17 protein-coding genes and 1 riboswitch are annotated in these 19,288 nt (G+C 50.2%); of the genes, 5 read left to right on the top strand and 12 right to left on the bottom strand.

Going from position 1 to position 19,288, the window contains the following annotated elements; genetic code table 11:
- Positions 1 to 676: 676 nt before the first annotated feature.
- The 11 genes from MHI45_RS21410 to MHI45_RS21360 all read right to left on the bottom strand — a co-directional run bounded on the left by MHI45_RS21410 (position 677) and on the right by MHI45_RS21360 (position 14,071).
- Complete coding sequence (locus MHI45_RS21410) at positions 677 to 1,561, bottom strand: UbiA-like polyprenyltransferase (RefSeq protein ID WP_076113712.1); 885 nt, start codon at positions 1,559 to 1,561, stop codon at positions 677 to 679.
- An 18-nt stretch (positions 1,562 to 1,579) separates the two neighbouring features.
- Entirely contained in the window at positions 1,580 to 2,878 is a 1,299-nt protein-coding gene (locus MHI45_RS21405) for an aspartate aminotransferase family protein (RefSeq protein ID WP_341119419.1), read from the bottom strand.
- Between the two features lie 144 nt (positions 2,879 to 3,022).
- A complete protein-coding gene (locus MHI45_RS21400; protein ID WP_076113710.1) occupies positions 3,023 to 4,948 on the bottom strand; it encodes a peptidase U32 family protein in 1,926 nt (641 codons plus the stop codon).
- An 18-nt stretch (positions 4,949 to 4,966) separates the two neighbouring features.
- Positions 4,967 to 5,758, bottom strand: coding sequence for an energy-coupling factor transporter transmembrane component T family protein (locus MHI45_RS21395; RefSeq protein ID WP_076113709.1), 792 nt, complete (start codon positions 5,756 to 5,758; stop codon positions 4,967 to 4,969).
- Positions 5,751 to 6,650, bottom strand: a complete 900-nt coding sequence (locus MHI45_RS21390) for an energy-coupling factor transporter ATPase (protein ID WP_341119418.1) — start codon at positions 6,648 to 6,650, stop codon at positions 5,751 to 5,753. Before MHI45_RS21390 ends, MHI45_RS21395 begins: the two co-directional genes overlap by 8 nt.
- Entirely contained in the window at positions 6,626 to 7,492 is an 867-nt protein-coding gene (locus MHI45_RS21385; RefSeq protein WP_341119417.1) for an ATP-binding cassette domain-containing protein, read from the bottom strand. Before MHI45_RS21385 ends, MHI45_RS21390 begins: the two co-directional genes overlap by 25 nt.
- An 18-nt stretch (positions 7,493 to 7,510) precedes the next feature.
- Entirely contained in the window at positions 7,511 to 8,074 is a 564-nt protein-coding gene (locus MHI45_RS21380) for a Gx transporter family protein (protein ID WP_076113706.1), read from the bottom strand.
- Entirely contained in the window at positions 8,058 to 8,441 is a 384-nt protein-coding gene (locus tag MHI45_RS21375; RefSeq protein WP_076113705.1) for a NusG domain II-containing protein, read from the bottom strand. Before MHI45_RS21375 ends, MHI45_RS21380 begins: the two co-directional genes overlap by 17 nt.
- A 215-nt stretch (positions 8,442 to 8,656) precedes the next feature.
- A complete protein-coding gene (locus MHI45_RS21370; protein WP_341119416.1) occupies positions 8,657 to 10,189 on the bottom strand; it encodes an HD domain-containing phosphohydrolase in 1,533 nt (510 codons plus the stop codon).
- A gap of 503 nt (positions 10,190 to 10,692) precedes the next feature.
- The gene (locus tag MHI45_RS21365; protein ID WP_341119414.1) at positions 10,693 to 11,634 is read right to left on the bottom strand and encodes an alpha/beta hydrolase; all 942 of its coding nucleotides are present in this window, start codon (positions 11,632 to 11,634) and stop codon (positions 10,693 to 10,695) included.
- Positions 11,635 to 11,920: 286 nt separating this feature from the next.
- Positions 11,921 to 14,071 (bottom strand): choice-of-anchor A family protein, encoded by a 2,151-nt coding sequence (locus MHI45_RS21360; protein ID WP_341119413.1) that lies wholly within the window; start codon positions 14,069 to 14,071, stop codon positions 11,921 to 11,923.
- An 83-nt stretch (positions 14,072 to 14,154) separates the two neighbouring features.
- A riboswitch (cyclic di-GMP riboswitch) is annotated at positions 14,155 to 14,244 on the bottom strand.
- Positions 14,245 to 14,866: 622 nt separating this feature from the next.
- Here MHI45_RS21360 and MHI45_RS21355 point away from each other — a divergent pair.
- Complete coding sequence (locus MHI45_RS21355) at positions 14,867 to 15,280, top strand: hypothetical protein (protein ID WP_341119412.1); 414 nt, start codon at positions 14,867 to 14,869, stop codon at positions 15,278 to 15,280.
- A gap of 336 nt (positions 15,281 to 15,616) precedes the next feature.
- Here MHI45_RS21355 and MHI45_RS21350 read toward each other — a convergent pair whose 3' ends face one another.
- Entirely contained in the window at positions 15,617 to 16,039 is a 423-nt protein-coding gene (locus tag MHI45_RS21350; RefSeq protein WP_341119411.1) for an ASCH domain-containing protein, read from the bottom strand.
- 389 nt (positions 16,040 to 16,428) lie between these two features.
- On the opposite strand from MHI45_RS21350, the gene MHI45_RS21345 reads away from it, so the two are divergent.
- The 4 genes from MHI45_RS21345 (at position 16,429) to MHI45_RS21330 (ending at position 19,148) form a co-directional block, all read left to right on the top strand.
- Positions 16,429 to 16,716, top strand: a complete 288-nt coding sequence (locus MHI45_RS21345) for a phosphatidylinositol kinase (RefSeq protein ID WP_076114619.1) — start codon at positions 16,429 to 16,431, stop codon at positions 16,714 to 16,716.
- Positions 16,717 to 16,962: 246 nt separating this feature from the next.
- Positions 16,963 to 17,394 (top strand): hypothetical protein, encoded by a 432-nt coding sequence (locus tag MHI45_RS21340; RefSeq protein WP_038585295.1) that lies wholly within the window; start codon positions 16,963 to 16,965, stop codon positions 17,392 to 17,394.
- Positions 17,395 to 17,778: 384 nt separating this feature from the next.
- Positions 17,779 to 18,603 carry a hypothetical protein gene (locus tag MHI45_RS21335; protein ID WP_341119410.1) on the top strand — a complete coding sequence of 275 codons (825 nt, stop codon included), beginning with the start codon at positions 17,779 to 17,781 and terminating at the stop codon, positions 18,601 to 18,603.
- A gap of 119 nt (positions 18,604 to 18,722) precedes the next feature.
- Entirely contained in the window at positions 18,723 to 19,148 is a 426-nt protein-coding gene (locus MHI45_RS21330; protein WP_076114621.1) for a hypothetical protein, read from the top strand.
- Positions 19,149 to 19,288: the final 140 nt, after the last annotated feature.

Raw genomic sequence — 19,288 nt, 5'->3', positions numbered from 1 at the left:
TGCGCGTGTGTGCTGAGCATACTGTGGTCCATGTGCGTGCGTCCATGTGCGTGAGCGTGTGTACGTGAGCATATTTAGCAGTGACACTCGCCTATATTCAACTTCTTTTCTTTGTTGTAGACAGGGCTGGATAGGACATTTTTATCCAAAGTGGTGCTGTGATTAGCCATCGGACTCCAGCGACGTTATTTCGAGAATTAACTCAACATTCGTGATCTATCGGACCGTAGTGCAGTTACTTTGCATTTTCGAAGCCCATTTTGCTGCTTTCTGCAGGAATAAGGTCTCTCCAGTCCGCGTGCAAAGGAAATGAGCTAAGATCAGGTGAATAGCGTCTCCTTAGTCCGGATACAGAAATAAAGGAAAGCTGTCTGCTTTGAATCATTCTTCCCCACGCAAAAAAAGCGCGCAAGCCTAAGCTTTCCGCGCTCTTCTGCCACCCCCCACTGGGTAGGCATGTTGTTTTTTTTGTGTTAGCCTTACGGGGTGCCAAGGCGGATTAGGACGCGGAGCGGAGGGGAGGTTTGGAACTGGAGGAGCGCCAGCGCCCGCCTTTATGTTTGGATTTCTACCGCAGACAGCGGAACAAAATTAGGAAATCCAAACATAACAGCGGCCGGAAGTCCAAACATTCCCCGGAGCGCAGCTCTCCTAATCGCCCGCCGCCTCCATACCCCTAGTTAACGTAAAAATAATCAATCAGCGTACACAGCAATATCACCATACTGATCACCTGATTCAAATTATAAGAAGCCACCTTCATCAGCTTCCGGTTCGACGGCTTGATGATCTTATGCTCCGCCATCAGAAGCAGCGTGGCAATACCGATGCCCACAAGATACATCCAGCCCAGATCACGCCAGAGATAGAGGAACAGCAGCAGCAGGATCATAATGAAATGCAGGCCTTTGGAGATCCGCAGTGCATTTTCGAGCCCGAAGAAGCTGGGGATCGACCACAACCCGTGCCGCCGGTCAAAGTCGATATCCTGAGTGCCGTAAATGATGTCAAAGCCGGCAATCCAGAGCATCACGACTGTACCAATCACAAACGGCGTAAAAGCGATATTTCCTGTCACGGCGAACCAGGCACCGATCGGTGCCGAGGCAATGACGAAGCCCAGGTATAGATGGCTGAGAAAGGTAAACCGTTTTGTGTAGGAGTAAGTAGAAATCAGGACAATAGCCACTGGCGACAGCAGCAGACAAAGCAAGTTCAGCATACCGGCAGCGACTATAAACAGCGCGTAGTTGATGACAATGAACAGGATGACTTCCTTCTCCGCAAGCAGCCGCTGCGGCAGATGGCGGTGCGCCGTGCGTGGGTTCTGTTTGTCAAAGGTGCGGTCCACCAACCGGTTAAAGGCGTTCGCGCCGTTGCGTGCCCCGATTAAGGCAATAAGCCCCCACAGCATCATATGGCCGGATGGCCATCCCCCGGCAGCCCACACCATCGAGATAATCGCAAACGGCAGCGAAAAGAGCGTATGCGAGAACATAACCAGTTCGCTGAACATTTTCAGCTTGAGCGCGGTGGTTTTGAAAGCATTCAATATAACCATATCATTCTTCCTTTATCTTCATTTCCTGTGAGGGTGTGAGGCTTGAAGCAGCACTTCATTCAGTGCTTTTATCATACCATCAATATCTTCCGCTGTAACGATCAGCGGCGGTTGAAAGGCGAGAACATTGCGGTTCACACCGTTTTTGCCAATCAAATATCCACGGTCCTTCATCTCTTCCAGCACATCGTCCGTCAACTCTGCCGCAGGAACGGCGTCGCTGCCAGCCAGCTCCGCCCCCAGCATCAAGCCGGTACCCCGCACGTCGGAGATCAGTGCCGGATAACGCTCCTGCAGCTGCTGCAGACCGCGCTTCAGCCGCTCTCCAAGCTCTGCCGCCCGCTCCGCCAGCCGTTCGCCCTCAATATAATCCAATACGGCCAATGCCGTAGCCGCCGAGACAGGATTGCCTCCGAAGGTGGAGGCTGAAGGCCGGTTCAACGAGGCGGCAATTTCATCCGTAGTCGCGAAGGCAGCCACCGGAACCCCGTTGCCCAGCGCCTTGGCCATACTGATGATATCCGGAATCACACCGAAATGCTCCATGGCGAACATGGCTCCGGTGCGGCCGTAGCCGGTCTGAATCTCATCATCAATAAGCAGCACACCGTATTGGTCCAGCAGCGCCTTGACTTTGCGGAAATACCAGGAGACCGGCATAATCATGCCGCCATTGCCCTGAATCGGTTCGACGATCATCGCAGCAATGTGGTCGCCTTTCTCCTGCAGCACATGTTCGAGGTTCTGGAGCGACCGCGCCCCGGCCTCTTCCAGCGTAAGTTCAGGATCATACGGGCGTGTAATGAACGTTACGTCCTCATCCAGATATTTGTCGGTTCTCCACATTTGGAGGCCGGTTACGCTCATCGTAAGATTAGTCCGGCCGTGCAGCCCGCTTTCCAGGGCAATGAACCCTTTGCGGCCGGTATGCATTCGGGCCAGCAGCAAAGCCCCTTCGTTGGCCTCTGAGCCGCTGTTGACGAAGAAGGTCCGGCGCAAGCTCCCCGGCAGCAGCTGTTCGAGCCGTTCCGCCAAGTCCACACCCGGCTGTGTTAGGTAGACCGTGGACGTGTGCTGAAGCTGCTGAAGCTGCTCGATCGTGCGGGCTGTAATCGCCGGGTTGCAGTGCCCACAGGCCACGACGGATACCCCGGCGAAAAAGTCCGTATATTGCTTGCCGTTCTCATCATAGACAAACTGCATGCTTCCGCGCACCAATTGCGGGGCATCACGGTAAAAGTGTGCAGTGCAGGGATAGAAATACTGCTTTCTTTTAGCAGCTACCCCATCTCTTCCAATGAATTGCTGTTGTTCCATCTATGGTCCCTCTCCTTCTGCTGCTTCTCTATAACTCTCTTAATATGGGAAATAAATCAGTGCAATAGTTTGTGAAAAAAATAACTTATCACTCTAGCATTTACCGTTAAAATCACTATCCAGAAACCCTTAAAAATTTAACTATCAATTGAACTGCAGCGAACCCAGGGTATAACCTGCATACACCGGCTTCAAACCGCCGAGCAGCTCTTCCTTTTCCAAAGAACCGTTGATTGCTGCCTGATAAGCCTTAATAATACCGCGCAGCTCTTCCACACTATAGGTCGCTCCTTCAATCCGCAAGCTGGCAATGCCAAGGCCCTTCATCTCCTCCACCATAGGCAGATAGCAAAGCTCCTTGGAGAACAGCAGGTGGCAGCGGCCGTATTGGTCACGATACACCGGATTCTCGCCTTTATCCGTCTTCAGCACCAGTACCTCATTGCTTACATACAGGTTGTCTTCTTCACCAATCGGCTCCATCACCTCGGTATTCTCGAACAGATCATGCTCCATATACATCAGCGCCGGTGTGCCGTGAACGACAACTTCGAGCGGCAACTCGCAGCCGGAGGTAAAGGATGCAAAATGCTCCATCGTCATTTCCGGTGAAACCGTTAGCTTAGCCAGTCCCAGTCCGGCATACAGCCCGGCAGAAAGATGATTGTATACATTCAGATTGGCGTCCCCGATCATCGGGTATCCCGTCTGGGCGAAACGGCGAATCGCTCCAAGGTTCGTAATCAGCAGCCCGTCAATCGGCAGGCGTTCCCCGCTCAGCAGATGATCGTATTGATCAAAATGCAGCTCCGTCATCATCCGCGGCATCCCGAGGTAGAGCTTTGTCTTTCCTTTTAAGGCGCCAAGTTCCTTAATGTCCTGCTTTGTAAACGGACGGTCCGGCTCAAATACATCACCTGGCAGATATAAATGATCTACACCCAGCTCAAGCACCAAACGGGCCTGCTCCATATTATTCACGCGTACTGCAAGCTCCGGTTTACTTTGCTCACTGCGTCTGCCTTCCGCAAGCCGCTCACGCAGCTGCATTACCCGGTCCACCGATAGCTCCCGCTCTGCAGTAGGTGTACTGAATACCTTGCCTGTGCTGTAAAATTTGCCTGTACCTTCATAGCGGCGGTTGATGTTTGCCAGTCCCGGCTTGCCAAAAGCATACGCGGTGGAAAAGTCACGTTTCCGGTTTTGGTGCAGCATCTTAGTATCTACGGTACGGTCAAAGCCAATTGGATCCTCAATATAACGGTCAATGGCTTCACCATAGCTGTTCGCAAGCATCACCATGAACTCTTTGTCGCGCATCCGGCCCTCAATTTTAAAAGAAGTAATGCCTGACTCAATCAGCTCCGGAAGATGCTCATACATGAACATGTCTTTGACAGCCAGCGGATATTCAGCCGGGAAGACATAGCCGTCTTTCTTGATCCGGTAATCCCAGCGGCAAGGTTTCATGCATTTACCCCGGTTGCTGCTCATGCCGAAGACCTGGGAGCTGAAGTAGCAGTTCGCCCCGTGCACAGAGCACATATCGCCGTGAATGAAATACTCCAGCTCCATGCCGCTCCGCTGACCCAGCAGCTTTGCCGTCTGCAGATCCATCTCACGCGAGGTCACCACCCGGCTTACCCCAAGATCACGCAACGCGTAAACCATCTCCAGATTGTGCACATTCATCATCACCGAGGCGTGAACCGGAAGCGTAAGCTCCATCTCGCGGATCAGCTCCAGCACAGCCATATCTTGAACGATCAGCGCATCGGGATGAACTCCGTCGAGAAAACGAAGATACTCTCTGGCTTCCTCCACATCATCCTCACTGAACAGGTTGTTTACCGTAATATATACTTTTTTGTCCAGGCTGTGGGCGATCGCAAGGGCTTCAATAATCTCCTCATGAGACAGGTTGTAGCCTTTGCGCATCATTCTCATGTTCAGCACAGGACCGCCAAAATAGACTGCGTCACATCCCGACTGCACCACTTCCTTGAAAATTTCAAACGTTCCCGCCGGTGCCAGCAGTTCGATTTCCTTGCCATTAAAATAACGTGCCATTTTTGTTTCCCCCTAAAATTACAATAATGCTACTGCAACTCCCATGATGATGAACATAGCGACAAAAACAGTATCGGCCCAGCCCCACCTGAGGCGGTGATACCGGCTGCGCGGCGCATCCATGCGGAACCCGCGGGCTTCCATGGAATAGACCAAATCCTGAGCGCGCCGGAAGGCGCTGGAGATTACCGGCACAAGCAGCGAGACGAGCATCCGCCCTTTTTCCTTAAGCGGCAGCTCCTTCAGGTCGGCTCCGCGCGAGGCTTGCGCCTTCATGATGATCTGCGATTCGTCGAGAATCGTCGGAATGAAGCGCAGGGCGATGCTGATCATCAGCGTAATCCGTTCCGGCGACAGCCCCAGCTTTTTGAACGGGGTGAGGATGCCCTCCAGACCCCGGTTCAGCTTCGCAGGTTTTGTAGTGAAGGTAAGCAAGGCCGTGAAGGTGATCAGGAAAAACATGCGGATAACGGAAAACGCGGCCAGCCGCAGCCCGTCTTCATGCAGCGAAAAAGAGCCGATAGAGAACACCGCAGCGCCTTCCTTAACAGTCAGGGCCTGAACGACAAAGATAAACAACATTAAATAACGCAGCGGCTTGGCCGCCTTGACGAAATACTTAAGCGATATTCGGGTTGATGACATGACCGCTATCGAAAAAACGGCCAGCAGCGCCATCGCCATCCAGGAATGCGATAGTAAAATAACAACTAAATATAAGATCATCCCGATGATTTTAGCCCGGGCATCCAGCTTGTGTACCCAGGAGCCGGTCTCAATGCTGCGCCCGAGCAGCAGCCGATCATTCATAGCTATCCCTCTTTCCTGCAAGGCCCGGGCCCTCCGCTGCTCCAGGCAGCGAAGCAATCAGCTCGGCGAGGCTGCCCGCGGTCAACCGGGGCTTCTCCCCCGCAAGACCGAAGCGGTCGGCAACCGCCCGCCAGTAGCGGAGCGACTGCGGCACCGTCAGGCCGCAGCGTTCCAGAATATCCGAATCGGCAGCAAGCTCCTGGCTAGTGCCCTGAAAAGCCAGCTCGCCTTCCTTAAGCAGGACCCAGCGGTCGGCATAGGGAAGCAGCTCATCCATCCGGTGCGTCACGATGATAATCGTCCGGCCCTGCTCGCGGCAGAGCCGCTCCAGCAGCCCGATCAGCTCCGCCCGGCTGATCGGGTCGAGTGTCGCTGTCGGTTCATCCAGCACAACGATATCCGGGTCCATGGCCAGCACCGAAGCGATGGCCGCCTTGCGCATCTGTCCGCCGCTTAGACGGAACGGATTGCGCTCCAGCAGTCCAAGATCGAGCCCCATGTCTGTCATCGCCTTGCGTGTGCGCTCCTTGGCTTCCTCAAGACTCATGCCAAAGTTAAGCGGGCCGAAGCACAGATCCTTCTCTACCGTCTCCTCAAACATCTGCTGCTCGGGAAACTGAAAGACCAGACCGACCCGGCGGCGCAGCGGAAGCAGCTTCGGAGATTTCTCGCCGGCACGGATAGTTACATCAAGGACACTGACCGTCCCCTCCGTCGGCTTCAGAATTCCGTTGAACAGCTGCAGAAGTGTCGATTTTCCCGAGCCGGTTGCCCCGGCAATGCCCACCATCGATCCGCTGGGAATGTTAAGATTAATCCCGTGCAGCGCCGTCTGCCTCCAAAGGCTCCGGTCCGCGTAGGTGTAGCTTACTTGTTGTAGTTGTATGGCCATAATGTGTCTATAAGCTCCTTTTCACTGGCGGGAACATCCACCTTGATCCCCAGGTTCTGCAGTTCACGGGCAAGCCGCCAAGGATACGGCTCCCGCAGGTGGCACTTCTCCAGAAGCACTTCATTCCGGAACAATTCCGCAGGGGTTACATCTGCGGCCAGTCCGCCCCCGTGCAGGGCCAGCACGCGATCCGAGGCCAGAATTTCATCGGCATCATGTGTGATCATGAGCAGGGTATAGTTCCCTTCCGCACGCATATCCTGCAGAATGCCCATCAGCTCGTTCCGGCTTCCTTCGTCCAACATGGAAGAGGCCTCGTCAAAGATGACGATGCCTGGCTTCATGGCTAGAATGGAGGCAATGGCGACCCGCTGCTTCTGGCCTCCCGACAGCTCGCCGGGATGCTTGGCCAGCAGATGGCCGATCCCCAGCTTCATGGCATAGGATTTCAGCCGTTCCTCCATCTCCGCGTAGGGTAAACACAGCCCCTCCAGGCCGAATACGATGTCTTCCTCTACCGTTGCCCCGATAAACTGGTTGTCAGGGTTCTGGAACACCATGCCAATGCACTGACGGATCGTTCCAATATTCTCTTCCTGCAGTTTATGGCCGCAGATGAAGATCTCTCCGGCACTTTTAGGCAGCAGGGCATTCAGCAGCTTGACCAGCGTTGACTTGCCGCAGCCGTTCGGTCCCACGATGCTTACCCATTCCCCCTGCTGGATAGATAGTGTAATATTCTGGAGGATCGGGTGCTCCGGGTTATATCCAAACGATACGCCTGCCAGTGAGATCACTGGCGGTTCCGCTCCAGCTTCCAGCTCATTGTTAAATTCATTCATGTTAGTCATCCTTCCCAGCTAGTGACCCGTTCCGCCCAAGAACTCTTCAAACAGCGATATTTTGGATAACGAGGCTACCACATAACGCACCGCGAAACCGACGACAATCCCTGTTACCACTCCGGTAATCAGCAGCATCGGAAAGTAGTAGAAAGTGCTCGATGATTTCAACACTATGGAAGCGGCGAGCAGCTGCCCTGTGTTGTGGGCCAGTCCGCCGGCAATACTGATCCCAATGACACTGAGTCTTTTCCCGCCAAACCGGACGAGCAGGTACATGACAACAAAGCTGAACAAAGAGCCAAATAAGCTGAACAGCAGACTTGAGAAGGTACCCAGCAAAAATGCGGTAAGCAAGGTCTTGAGGATTACCAGTACAAATGCGTCACGTGCGCGCAAAAAATAAATGCAGGTCAAAATCATAATGTTGGCAAATCCCAGCTTGGCACCGGGCATCAGCCCCATCCCTGCGAGTGGAATCTGGGCTTCCACAATACTCAGCACAACCGCCACCGCGGCAAAGAGTGCTACAATCACCGTTCTTTTCAGGGCCGTTGAAGACTCACTACTGGACATAGGCATCTATATCATCTCCTCCCGACGCGCCTGCAATTTCTACTAATACCCTATGCGGCAAACAAACGATCGTCTGCTTGGGCAAGGTAATAAACCCAAAACCTAGACATACCTTGTCGGGACAGTCGGCGTCATACATTTCAATACCATAATCATGCACTTTTAAAATGTTATACCCGCGATCGGTACGGACTTCTACCGTTTGATCTTCCTCTGTAAGCTGAACCGTCTTGAACAGCTTGCCGTCCACCATTATATTGGCCACAAGATTTTTCCCCGGGCCGCCTTTATCGTCTGAAAACCACCTCGGTGCAAGAAAAGCGAGAGCGGCAATGAGCACGATGGAAACCAGCAGCACATCTGCGCGTTTCATAAAATTCTCCCTTATTTTTTAATTAAAATCCAGACTTAATAATTATAACGGTCTACCCTCAATCCTTCAATGAATGTAGTCGTTAATTGTCGGTTTTAAAGACCAGTTCACAAAATAGGCACGCAACGAGAAGCGGATACCTCCATAAATTGGATGGTATCCGCTTCCGCAAGAAATATTAGGATAAACAGCAAGCAACACCCTGCTTGCCCGTTTCACCCCGCCCTTCCGGGAACATCCTCTTCTTCTGAACTTGCCGCCTTCCCGAAGTATGCCAGGAATAATCCGGCGAATTCAGGATCCCACTGGCTCCCTCTGCCCTGTTCCAGAATAGCCAGCGCCCGTTCATGATCCATCCCTTTCCGGTAGGGGCGGTCCGATGTCATGGCGTCGTAGGCATCGGCTACGGCGATGATTCTGCCATGCAGCGGAATGGACATTCCGACAAGGCCATCCGGATAACCTTTGCCGTCGTAACGCTCATGATGTGAGCGGACTCCACTTATGTAAGGCGCCATCTTCTCCACAGGCTCAATCTGCCGCAAAATATTTTCCCCAAGCACCGGATGGCTCTTAATCTGATCAAATTCCTCATCCGTAAGATTCCCCTCTTTAAACAGGACATTGTCGGGCACACCGATTTTGCCGATGTCATGTAGCAGAGCAGATTTCCGCAGGTCATCGAGCCTTTGACCCGTCAGCCCCGCCAATTGTCCAATAATAACCGAGTACTCCGCCACCCGCAGTGAATGTCCCGCGGTATAGGAATCACGGGCATCCAGAGCCACGGCAAGCGTGGTGAAGTAGCTGTCCAGAAGCTGTCTGTTCTGCTGTTCCCGGGCCTGAAGCCCCCGCACCATCATATTAAACCCGGCCACCAGCTTGGAAAATTCATCGGAATATTCATCCTGCACCTGCAAAAGGCGCCCGTCCTTGACGTTATTCATTGCCTTGTATAGTTCATTGATCGGGTGTTGAACGCTGTTAGTCAGGAGCCAGGCGGCAATGGATGAGAATAATGTGCCGACCATCAGCACCATCCCTGCCCAAGCCCAATAGCTCTGCAAGCCGGCCAGCGAACTGCTGTCGAGGCTGTCCAAACGGATATGTGTTGCCATGATAAAAAGAAACAGCGGAAACGTCCCGATCAGCATGCAGCTAATCAGAAATTTCGGGCGGATGGCTACAAAAACATGTCCTTCCAGCGAAAAATCCACATTATATATATCCAAAGCCCGGTTTCTGAATTCTTTGATTAGCGGAACAATGGCCGAGCAGGTCAGGAAAAATTCGATCAGCGCATGCATGCACGCTACCAGAACCGCCCCGACCATGGCCAGCAGCAGATAGAAATAAGGGAGGTTGATTAATCCGGTGCGAATCATCCAAAAGGTCATTAAGGCCGCCGGCAAGGATAACCCGAGAAGATGCGGGCCTAGAATCCGCTGTACTGCATTTCTGGGCATCCGGTGGGTATAGAGGTAAGCTTCTTCCAGCATGGCCAGCGTAGGCCGCTGTTCTTTCATTGCAGTCCGTATCGGTTTGAGCTGATTCATGAACACACTGACTTCCGTGATTGCCATTATTGAAAAAGAGAGCAGCAATACGATTAGCAGGCGGGAATACTCCACCGCACTTATCTCCAGCGAAGAGAGCAGCAACAGGCTTCCCACCGCAAGTACGGCAATCACGGAGCCAAAAAAATAATTTCTGATCTGCTTCTTCAAAAACACCCCGTATATATTCATCTGTTCCCCCATTTCCAGCCTTACCCTGCTGCTTATGTTCTACTTGCATTACTATATATTCCGTGATATAATTAAGTAATATTTGTTTTCGTGTATATACATCCCCATCAAGAAGATGTCAGGCCGATTGGTTACTTTCTATTTATTATCGGCATTTTGGACACAAGATCTTACGTTTTCTTGCATGACTCTTCCTTTTTATGAGACTAAATTCGAACATAGCATTCCGATTCACACTGGCGCGGCCACGGAGCCGCAAGGACAAAAGAGAGGTAGGGCTTTTGTCGTTTTGGAAGGATTATTCTCGCCATACGGCTGCTGGAAATAACAGGGAATTACGACACCCGTTTCGCTCACAAACGGCGGGGGATTAAATATACGAGAAGATATGGACGTGCCGTTCCCCGTTGCAAGGAACGCCGCCATATGTGGAACATATAAGCGCCCGATATCCGCAGCTTGCGGAGATCGGGCGCGTCTACTTTCCGGAGGTTTATCCGGAACTAATGTACATAACGGGCAACAAACTGGCTTACTTTGCCGATGTATCCGGCCTTATCCGTGTCATAAGCAAGTCCATGCCCCGCGCCATGCACTACAAACTTGTCCTTGGGGCTGCGGCATGCCTGGTACACTTTCTCCATCATGGCATAGGGTACGAACTTATCGGCATCACCATGGATGAACAGGATCGGCACCCGTGCCTTACGCACCTGCTTCAGCGCTGATGCCTCACCGAAGAAATAGCCTGCTTTCAGCCGGGTAATCAGACTGGCAATCTGCACGAAGGGAAAGCTTGGCAGATGATACATCCGCCAGAGCTGATAAGAGAGCTGTGCTTTGACCGAACTATATCCGCAGTCGGCAACAACCGCCTTCACCTGCGGCGGAAGCTCTTCACCTGCGGTCATCATCACCGTTGCTCCGCCCATAGACACCCCATGCAGCACAATCTGCGCCTGCGGCCCATTCTCTTCAATGATGTATTCGATCCACTTTACATAATCCCGGCGTTCGGGCCAGCCAAACCCTATGTAATTGCCCGTGCTTTCACCATGTCCCCTGGCATCGGGAATCAGCACATTATAGCCCAGCTTTTCATAATAAATCTTGGCGTAAGCCCCCATATCCTTTGCTTTGCCGGAATAGCCGTGGGCAACGATTGCTGTACGTCCGGCTGCCCGCTCTGACGGCAGATAATAACCCCGCAGCTTCAGTCCATCCTCTGAGCTCATGTCGACATTCCGGAAGCTCTGCCGGGCGATCCACTCCGCCCCTTCTCCCCAGGATGCTCCGGCCACCGGCGGATCTACCTTCAGCGCGGATGAATTCGCCAAAAACTCCTTAGGCGCCCGATGTATCGCCACTCCATAGAAAAAGAAACCCGCATAGGTCAATCCTCCGGCAATGACAATAATAATCGCCAGTATAATTACACTCCACATGAATATTCTCACCTTTCCTTCTCGTAGCTGCGGGATACTCCAGTCACAATCATGCGGGCTCCGCAATGATTTCTGCATAGTATAACATGGTAGCCTCGCCTGCGAGAAATGTACATATAACAGATGGATTGAAATCTAAACGATTGTTGTATAATAACCCTCAAAACTTAGGAAACACCCTATAAAAAGGCCGCTTCCGGGATTTCCTCTCCCCTAAGCGGCCTTGGTTATATTTAGAACATGGCGTATAGACTACTATTGGCCCGAATGTGATTCAATGAAAGCCTCAGCGTTTTCGTCTGCTGGTTCTTGCCGTTCTGCTCAGCAGCAGACCTACTCCGGCAATAGCGAGACCAGTAATATAATAAGGTGCCGGGCTGGCTTCACCCGTCTGCGGCAGACTCTCGGCCGGATCCACTGGCCCTAGCGGAATTTCTTCATCAAGAACAATCTCTTCATCCGGTACCGGAGCAGGTACTGGATCAGTCGCTGGAGTAGTCTCCGGCGTTGGCTGCACAGGCGAAGGTGTGGTCACAGGGCCCAAAGGCAGCGGATCCTCATCAATCGTAATCTCCTGATCGTCATTCGTACCAATCACCGTTGGTGTCGGCGCTGGTGTCGGGTCTACCGTTGGCGTTACACTCGTCGGTGCTGGCGTTGGGTCTACCGTTGGCTCCGGTGTCGGTGTCGGTGTCGGTGTCGGCTCCGGTGTTGGCGTTGGTGTCGGTGTTGGTGTTGGCGTTGGTGTCGGCTCCGGCGTTGGTGTCGGTGTTGGTGTTGGCGTTGGTGTCGGCTCCGGCGTTGGTGTCGGTGTCGGTGTTGGCGTCGGCTCCGGCGTTGGTGTCGGTGTCGGTGTCGGCTCCGGCGTTGGTGTTGGCGTCGGTGTCGGCTCCGGCGTCGGTGTCGGTGTTGGTGTTGGCGTCGGTGTCGGCGTTGGCGTCGGCGTCGCCGTCGGCTCCGGCGTTGGTGTCGGCTCCGGCGTTGGTGTCGGTGTTGGTGTTGGTATCGGTGTAGCCGTTGGTGTTGGCGTTGGCGTCGGTGTCGGTGTTGGCGTCGCCGTCGGCTCCGGCGTTGGTGTCGGCTCCGGCGTTGGTGTCGGTGTTGGTGTCGGTGTTGGCGTTGGTGTTGGCGTTGGTGTCGGTGTCGGCTCCGGCGTTGGTGTCGGTGTTGGCGTTGGTGTCGGCTCCGGCGTTGGTGTCGGTGTTGGCGTTGGTGTTGGCGTTGGTGTTGGCGTTGGTGTCGGTGTCGGTGTCGGCTCCGGCGTTGGTGTCGGCGTTGGCGTCGGCTCCGGCGTTGGTGTCGGTGTCGGCTCCGGCGTCGGTGTTGGCGTCGCCGTTGGTGTTGGTGTTGGTGTTGGTGTTGGCGTCGCCGTTGGTGTTGGCGTCGCCGTTGGTGTTGGTGTCGCCGTTGGCGTCGGTGTTGGCGTCGGCTCCGGCGTTGGCGTCGGCTCCGGCGTTGGCGTCGGCTCCGGCGTTGGCGTCGGCTCCGGCGTTGGCGTCGCCGTTGGTGTTGGTGTTGGTGTCGGTGTCGCCGTTGGTGTTGGTGTTGGTGTCGGTGTTGGCGTCGGCGTTGGCGTCGGTGTCGGTGTTGGCCCGACTGGCGGCACCGTTCCCTCAAAGGTATGATGATGCATCTGAATATAACCGCTGAATCCTTTTGCAATAAGGGTACCATGCAGCTCAGCACGGCTGAATGCCACAAAGGCATGAGGAGCCAACATGGTGCCTTCAATGGTTGTGTTGCCATTTGCTACAGAAGAAGCTTCGTAGAAGTTGAACAACACATTGTGAGGTTTGCCGTTCCACATTTGAAAATCCGGAATGACGACCTTATTCCCGCTTACATTGATAATTACCGTGGCATTTCCTGCAATGTTGAACTGGAGACCGTTGGTAACTGCCAAATCCGCAGCAGTCAAATGAATGACATTAAAGGAATCCGGAGCGTTAATCGTTATTTTCCCACCATCTCTGACAAAGGGCTGTGTTTGTTTCAGAGCAGCGAGTTCACTCGAACGCTGAATCAAAAATTGCTCCTCAGCTTGAAAATCGATCGGATGACCCTGCCGCGTGCCTCCCTTAAGATCGGCTCCTGAACTTTTCATGCTGCCTCCATATACAGAGGTGCCATAAACTGTTCCATTTGAAAAGTCGATGTCTTTGCCGGCGATAAGCACATCTCCGCCTACAGCATCCTTGGATACGCCATATCCTTGAAGAGTAATGTTCCCTGCAGCAGCAAGCCGTCCGTGGATCTGGTCATTGCTTTGCGCGAAATCTCCAAAGATAAAGGCGTTGAAATTCCCGGCGACTCCCAGCACCGGTGTTGGGGTGTACGGCATGCTTGCCGCCGCCTCTGCATTGATCCCCGGATGAAGCATATTGCCGATGGTTAAAATCCCCGTCAGAATCAAAGCTAATGATTTTTTCTTCAACAATGATATATACCTCCTATGTAACTATTCTATGAATGCACAGATTGGCCCATAACAACAAAAAGACCGCCAAGAAGGGTTAGCTTCATGGCGGCCGGACGATCATGGCACCTTTAGAGTGCTGTAGATTCCTGACTTTGCGTCCCGCTCTTTCGAACGGTTTGCGATTATACATGAGAAGTTGGTAACAGTTGTTTTCTATGTAGTCTATGACTTTTGTTACTTTCGGACTAGAATCAGTCTATCTCTTCACCCCTCCGTTTGTCAATCTATTCCTTATTCTTTTGATAGATTCTCTGCAAAAGTCCTCAACCCCGCTTCACCTAAGGGTTTCGTTGTATTCACCGATCACATAAAACAAATTTTCAATATTAAAAATTAGTATATTCGAACCACTTTTCAACTTATGTCGAAACGGCAAAAAAACTGTCGCCAGCTCTTGGCAGCAGTTTTTGGTCATTGTCAATTTACACAAGTCAGCGGGCAACAGCCGGACTTAGAATTTGTATATTTTATAACAGCTGAACCCAGCCGATCATGGACATCCATAGTGGAACACTTAAAAACAACCCGAACAGCAACCCGCGGCGGAGACTTCCCTCATAATTCATCACAATTCTCCTTTTTAATGAGCTTTATTTTTCAATATTTATTATTTCAATTTTAATATAAAATAATTCTTATAATTATTTTGTGAATTATGTCACATTGTTTCAGCTGTTTAGAAATTCCATTGATTAATTTTTGAATAATCGGTTAAAATACGAATATACGTTCTTGTTAGAGGTGATTGAATTTATGCATAGAGCGGAGAGTAACGATAATACACTGGTCAAATCCTATATATTGCTTCCGCTGATTTTATCAGCCTTTGAACGGGATTCAGCCATTATGTCGACACAACTGCGGACCCCCGCCCCATACATGGATGTTCTCCGTACTGCTGCGAATGCGGCTACTGCCGATCTGAGGGATGTGCGCGCCGAAATGAGGAAACGCGGAGTTAAGGTCTATGAACAGCAGCGGCTCCAGGTCGGCATCGAGGCCAAATTTATATGCCGGGGATATCATGAACGGATGCTGCTGCTGGATGACGTCATCGCTGCACAAGCCGCTATCCATATGCGCAAATACCTGGGACTCGATATCTCCGGCTACCACAGCTATGAGGAACAGTACAAAATCAAATCCGGCCCTCAAGCAAGCCTATAGCCTTTGGTGCGTTGAAGAATAAAAACAGGCCTCGCCATGGGAGTCGGCAAGACCTGTAAAGTACCCGCTATAAATTACATTAAAACCTTCCAATAGCCCAATGTGCCGAAAATAACTACCAGCGCCACGGGATATAGAATTCTCCGGCTTACCTTATCCTTAAACGTAAGAAATAAACATAACATGCAAAGCCACGCAATAAGAAGACTGCCCATTTCCTATGCATACGCTCCTTCCTGAGCCCATTCATACCTGTATTCCACCGAACCGCCGGTACCGTCATAACATTTTCCGTCTATCCAATCAGACTTGCCGGTCTGAAATTCCATAAGCGCTTCACCGCTCCCATTGCGGAACAGGATGCTCCCAGAAGCCCAGCCGGCCCTTGGCCGGAATGTTGTCCTCCAGCGGAGTGACCCCCGTCAGTTCCCAGGCAAACCGGCCCTCCCTATAATCTCCAAAGATATATTCGCTGCCGTAGGGCCAGCCTTCTTCAGCCATACCAGCTGTAACTTCATAACAGTTTATCAGCGATCCTGTCGCTATAATCGCTCCGGCAGGCAAATTGTCCGCTGTAAAACCATGACGGGCGAGCACCGATTGGAAAGGCTCCCGTAAGCATACTGCCTTATCAATCTTCAAACCGGCATGAATGGCGATTTCACCCCGGTAAGCCGTTCTCCAGGAACGGGTCTCGAATGATTTTTCACCAAGAGCAATGAGCGTCGCCCAAGGCTGCCGTATAGTCAGGCATCGCATAACATCCTGCCCCCTCTCTGCAACAAAGGAAAGGCGCAGCCCACCGGGAATCCGGAAAACCGCGCCGCATATAGTTTTTTTAAGATGCTGGTGAAGGAAATTGCCCCCGGCTTAAGCATTATGAGCGTAACCCACACCTATCTGTAAGGTTCAATTAGGTTCTGTATATTCTTTGCGGCGCTTCACTACTCATTATAAGGTTCAATAAGGTTTTGTAAAGTTTCTCTCGACTGCTTTACTCTTCCTTTTGCCCTTAGGATTCCTCCACTATTGGAATAACTTAGCTTCTGCAAATCCAAACAATTATTAATGGGCATTCGCCGTCAACAATATAGGTTATAGTCCATAGACTGTTGTCAGGATGTATTTATCTGAGGAGGTATTATTTTATGGACGCAAATAATTATCAACAAGTCTCTTGGAGTTGCATGAATAAGTACGTTGGTGTAACTACTACAGATGGTCAGTCTCATGATGGGTTTATTGCCCATGTAGACCAGGATTTCGTTACTCTTGCTATTCCCACAAACGAGATGTTTCAGGGTATGCCTGCGCAAAACTCTACCTACAGACAATTCGGGTTCCATCCAGGTTTTTTCCCCAGACGCCGCTTTATCCAGAGACGGATCCCTTTTGGCGCCATTACTGCTTTGTTCTTACTCCCGTTTTTTATTTAATGACATGAGGGAGGGAATCCCCCTCCCTTCGCATATGCCAGCCCCTCAAAATAACTGCCGCTGTATAACCGCTATCCCCCGCTGTGCAATCTCTACATATAATCCCATAGTTCCCAATGAGACAAGCTAGTGAAGCATGTATTACAACTCTTGGCGGCTAGCTGTCTCTAAATGATTGCCTCCCTGCGGACGAACTCTTTGGAATAGCTGCATAGCATATCTCAAAAACTATGGGAGGCTTGATGTATGACACGTTTACTCGATGCACGGACTTCACAAAACGCTAGCATTGCCGGCAGCATGAATGGCGCAGGATTGACAGCAAACCAAAATGTATTAATTGGCCAGATTGGATTAACCACTGCCGGATCTCAGGGCCCTATTAGGGTACAGTTCAATGGCGTCGCAACTTTTTTTGTGTTTTCAGGAGGATTTATCACGTTAAACCTGTTTGTGGTTAGAGGGAGTGCAGCTACTGATCCCATAGTTGCTTCAAACCGGCTTCAATTAAATCCCGGTGCAACAACACCTACTAATTTGTTCCCGCTTTACTTAATAGGCTCTGACTACAATCCCGCTCCAGCAGATGAGATCATCTATTCCTTATTTGTGAACAGCACTGTAAACGTTAACCGTGTCGGACCTGAAAGTTTTAATGGGTGTGCTTATTCAGACTAGCGCTTAGCTCTTTATTCATCTGGTAATTGATATGTTTTTCGGAAAAAGTTATGCAAAGACGCTCTACTTACTGCACTAAATCCAGCGATCCAAAATGCAGTAAACGGATATTTTGGCTCTCCGCGTAATCAAAGATAAAAATCAATCCAGGTACCCACTGATCCAGAGCCTCTTGCTCTGGACCACTGGGTTAAAAACATGCCGGAATCAATCATTTTATCAAATACTATATTTTACATTATTGTAATCTAATTAATACATAAATTAACTTAATTACCCTGGAATAATATAGTAAAATGAGACGGAAACAAACAAATTTCACATTTTAGAAAGGAGACATTATTAGACTTAAAGAATAAATACACCAGAAAAAGGAGAATTATCGTGAAAAATATTAAAAAAACGCTGCTTTCATCCTCCCTCATTCTCTCACTAGTAATTTCCTCATCTCCATCTGTGTTTGCTTCTGAAAGTCAAGAAAATGAAATCCAAAATTATCAAGCAGAAGCACCAGCTACACCTCTTGCAGAAAACGATCTTAGTGAAGAAGATCTTTTCCACAAACAAGTTTTTGATCAAATTCAAGTAGAAGATGAGATGGCAAAAGAACTCTTCACTTCTCAAGAAGACCAGTTGTCCTTAGAGAATGAACAATTATTCAACGAACCTAACGAACTCAATTCCAAAGCTGCAACTCAATCACTTACTAAATCTTTTCTGAGAAGTCAGTGGAATTTGGGAGCAAGTATTTTAATAGCCGGCGGGTATTATTTGTCCGGAACATTTTTGCAACATTCTCTGGCCGATTCACCCAGTACTTTAATATATTATCACGGATCAAATCAAGCCAGTTCGATTCAGTATTCCTCTGAATTTCAAAAAGCATTGTTGCTATTTAGAAATAGTATTCCCAAGACCTCAGCTACATACTATTCACAAAATACTTCCTTTGCATTGAATGCAAACAGAGATCAATATCTTGCGCTGCATAATGTAAACGCTACATTCGCAGCACAAAAGTTATCATCAGGCGCATGGTCTATCATTGCGACCGTTCGTGACCGCTATAACTTTGAATATTGGAACTACAGTAGCGCTAATGGCCTGCCTGGCAGATTTGTTACAATAGTAAATAACTATGCAGCCGATAATCAAAGACTTGGAGTAGTAGTGCCATACGATATTTATTTCTACATCAATACCTATTAACCTATAAATCACTAGAGGTCAGAGAGATTCTGACCTCTAGTATACGAATGTTAGTTAACGCATATTGGTAAACTATATAAAGTAATATTTAATCATTCAGAATAAGCGGGGCATACAGGATGAAAAAAACATTGACTATTTTATTCATGATTTGTGTAGTAGCTCTAACTTCATCATGTACGATTGTAGAGGACGCAAGAGATAATAGAGAGCCTAACATTATAATTCTAACTGGTAACTACAGATTATTTCAGAGCAATGATGAGATAAATTTTATTAAGGGTAAGCTGGATGAGGACCCGGTTAAGGTCGATTCTTTTATAGAGGAAGTGGGCTGGAATAAAAAATATATCGCCTTTAAGCGTATTACACTGGATAAAAAACATGAGGAAGGCATTCTCGATGTTTCAACAGGGAAAGTAATTCTTGCTGAAGATAAAGAGACCGTTATTGAGCAACTTCACGGGCTGGGCGTTAAAGATCTTGAACTGTATCCCGTAAAGCAGCTTATAGAAGAGAAAAAGAAAAAGCTGGAGACTAATTAATCAGATGAATATCTCCCCCTTTAATCAGAAACTGCAGCAAAAAAGCGCAGCCTCCGAAATTCCGGAAAGCCGCGCCATGATTGAGTTGCTAAGGATGCTGGTGAAGGGAATTGAACCCCCGGCCTACGCATTACGAGTGC

Source organism: Paenibacillus sp. FSL H3-0321 (assembly GCF_038002865.1).
Lineage (GTDB): Bacteria > Bacillota > Bacilli > Paenibacillales > Paenibacillaceae > Paenibacillus_AQ.
Note: the sequence above shows the minus strand (reverse complement) of the source record. Positions and strands in the feature narration are given on the sequence as shown.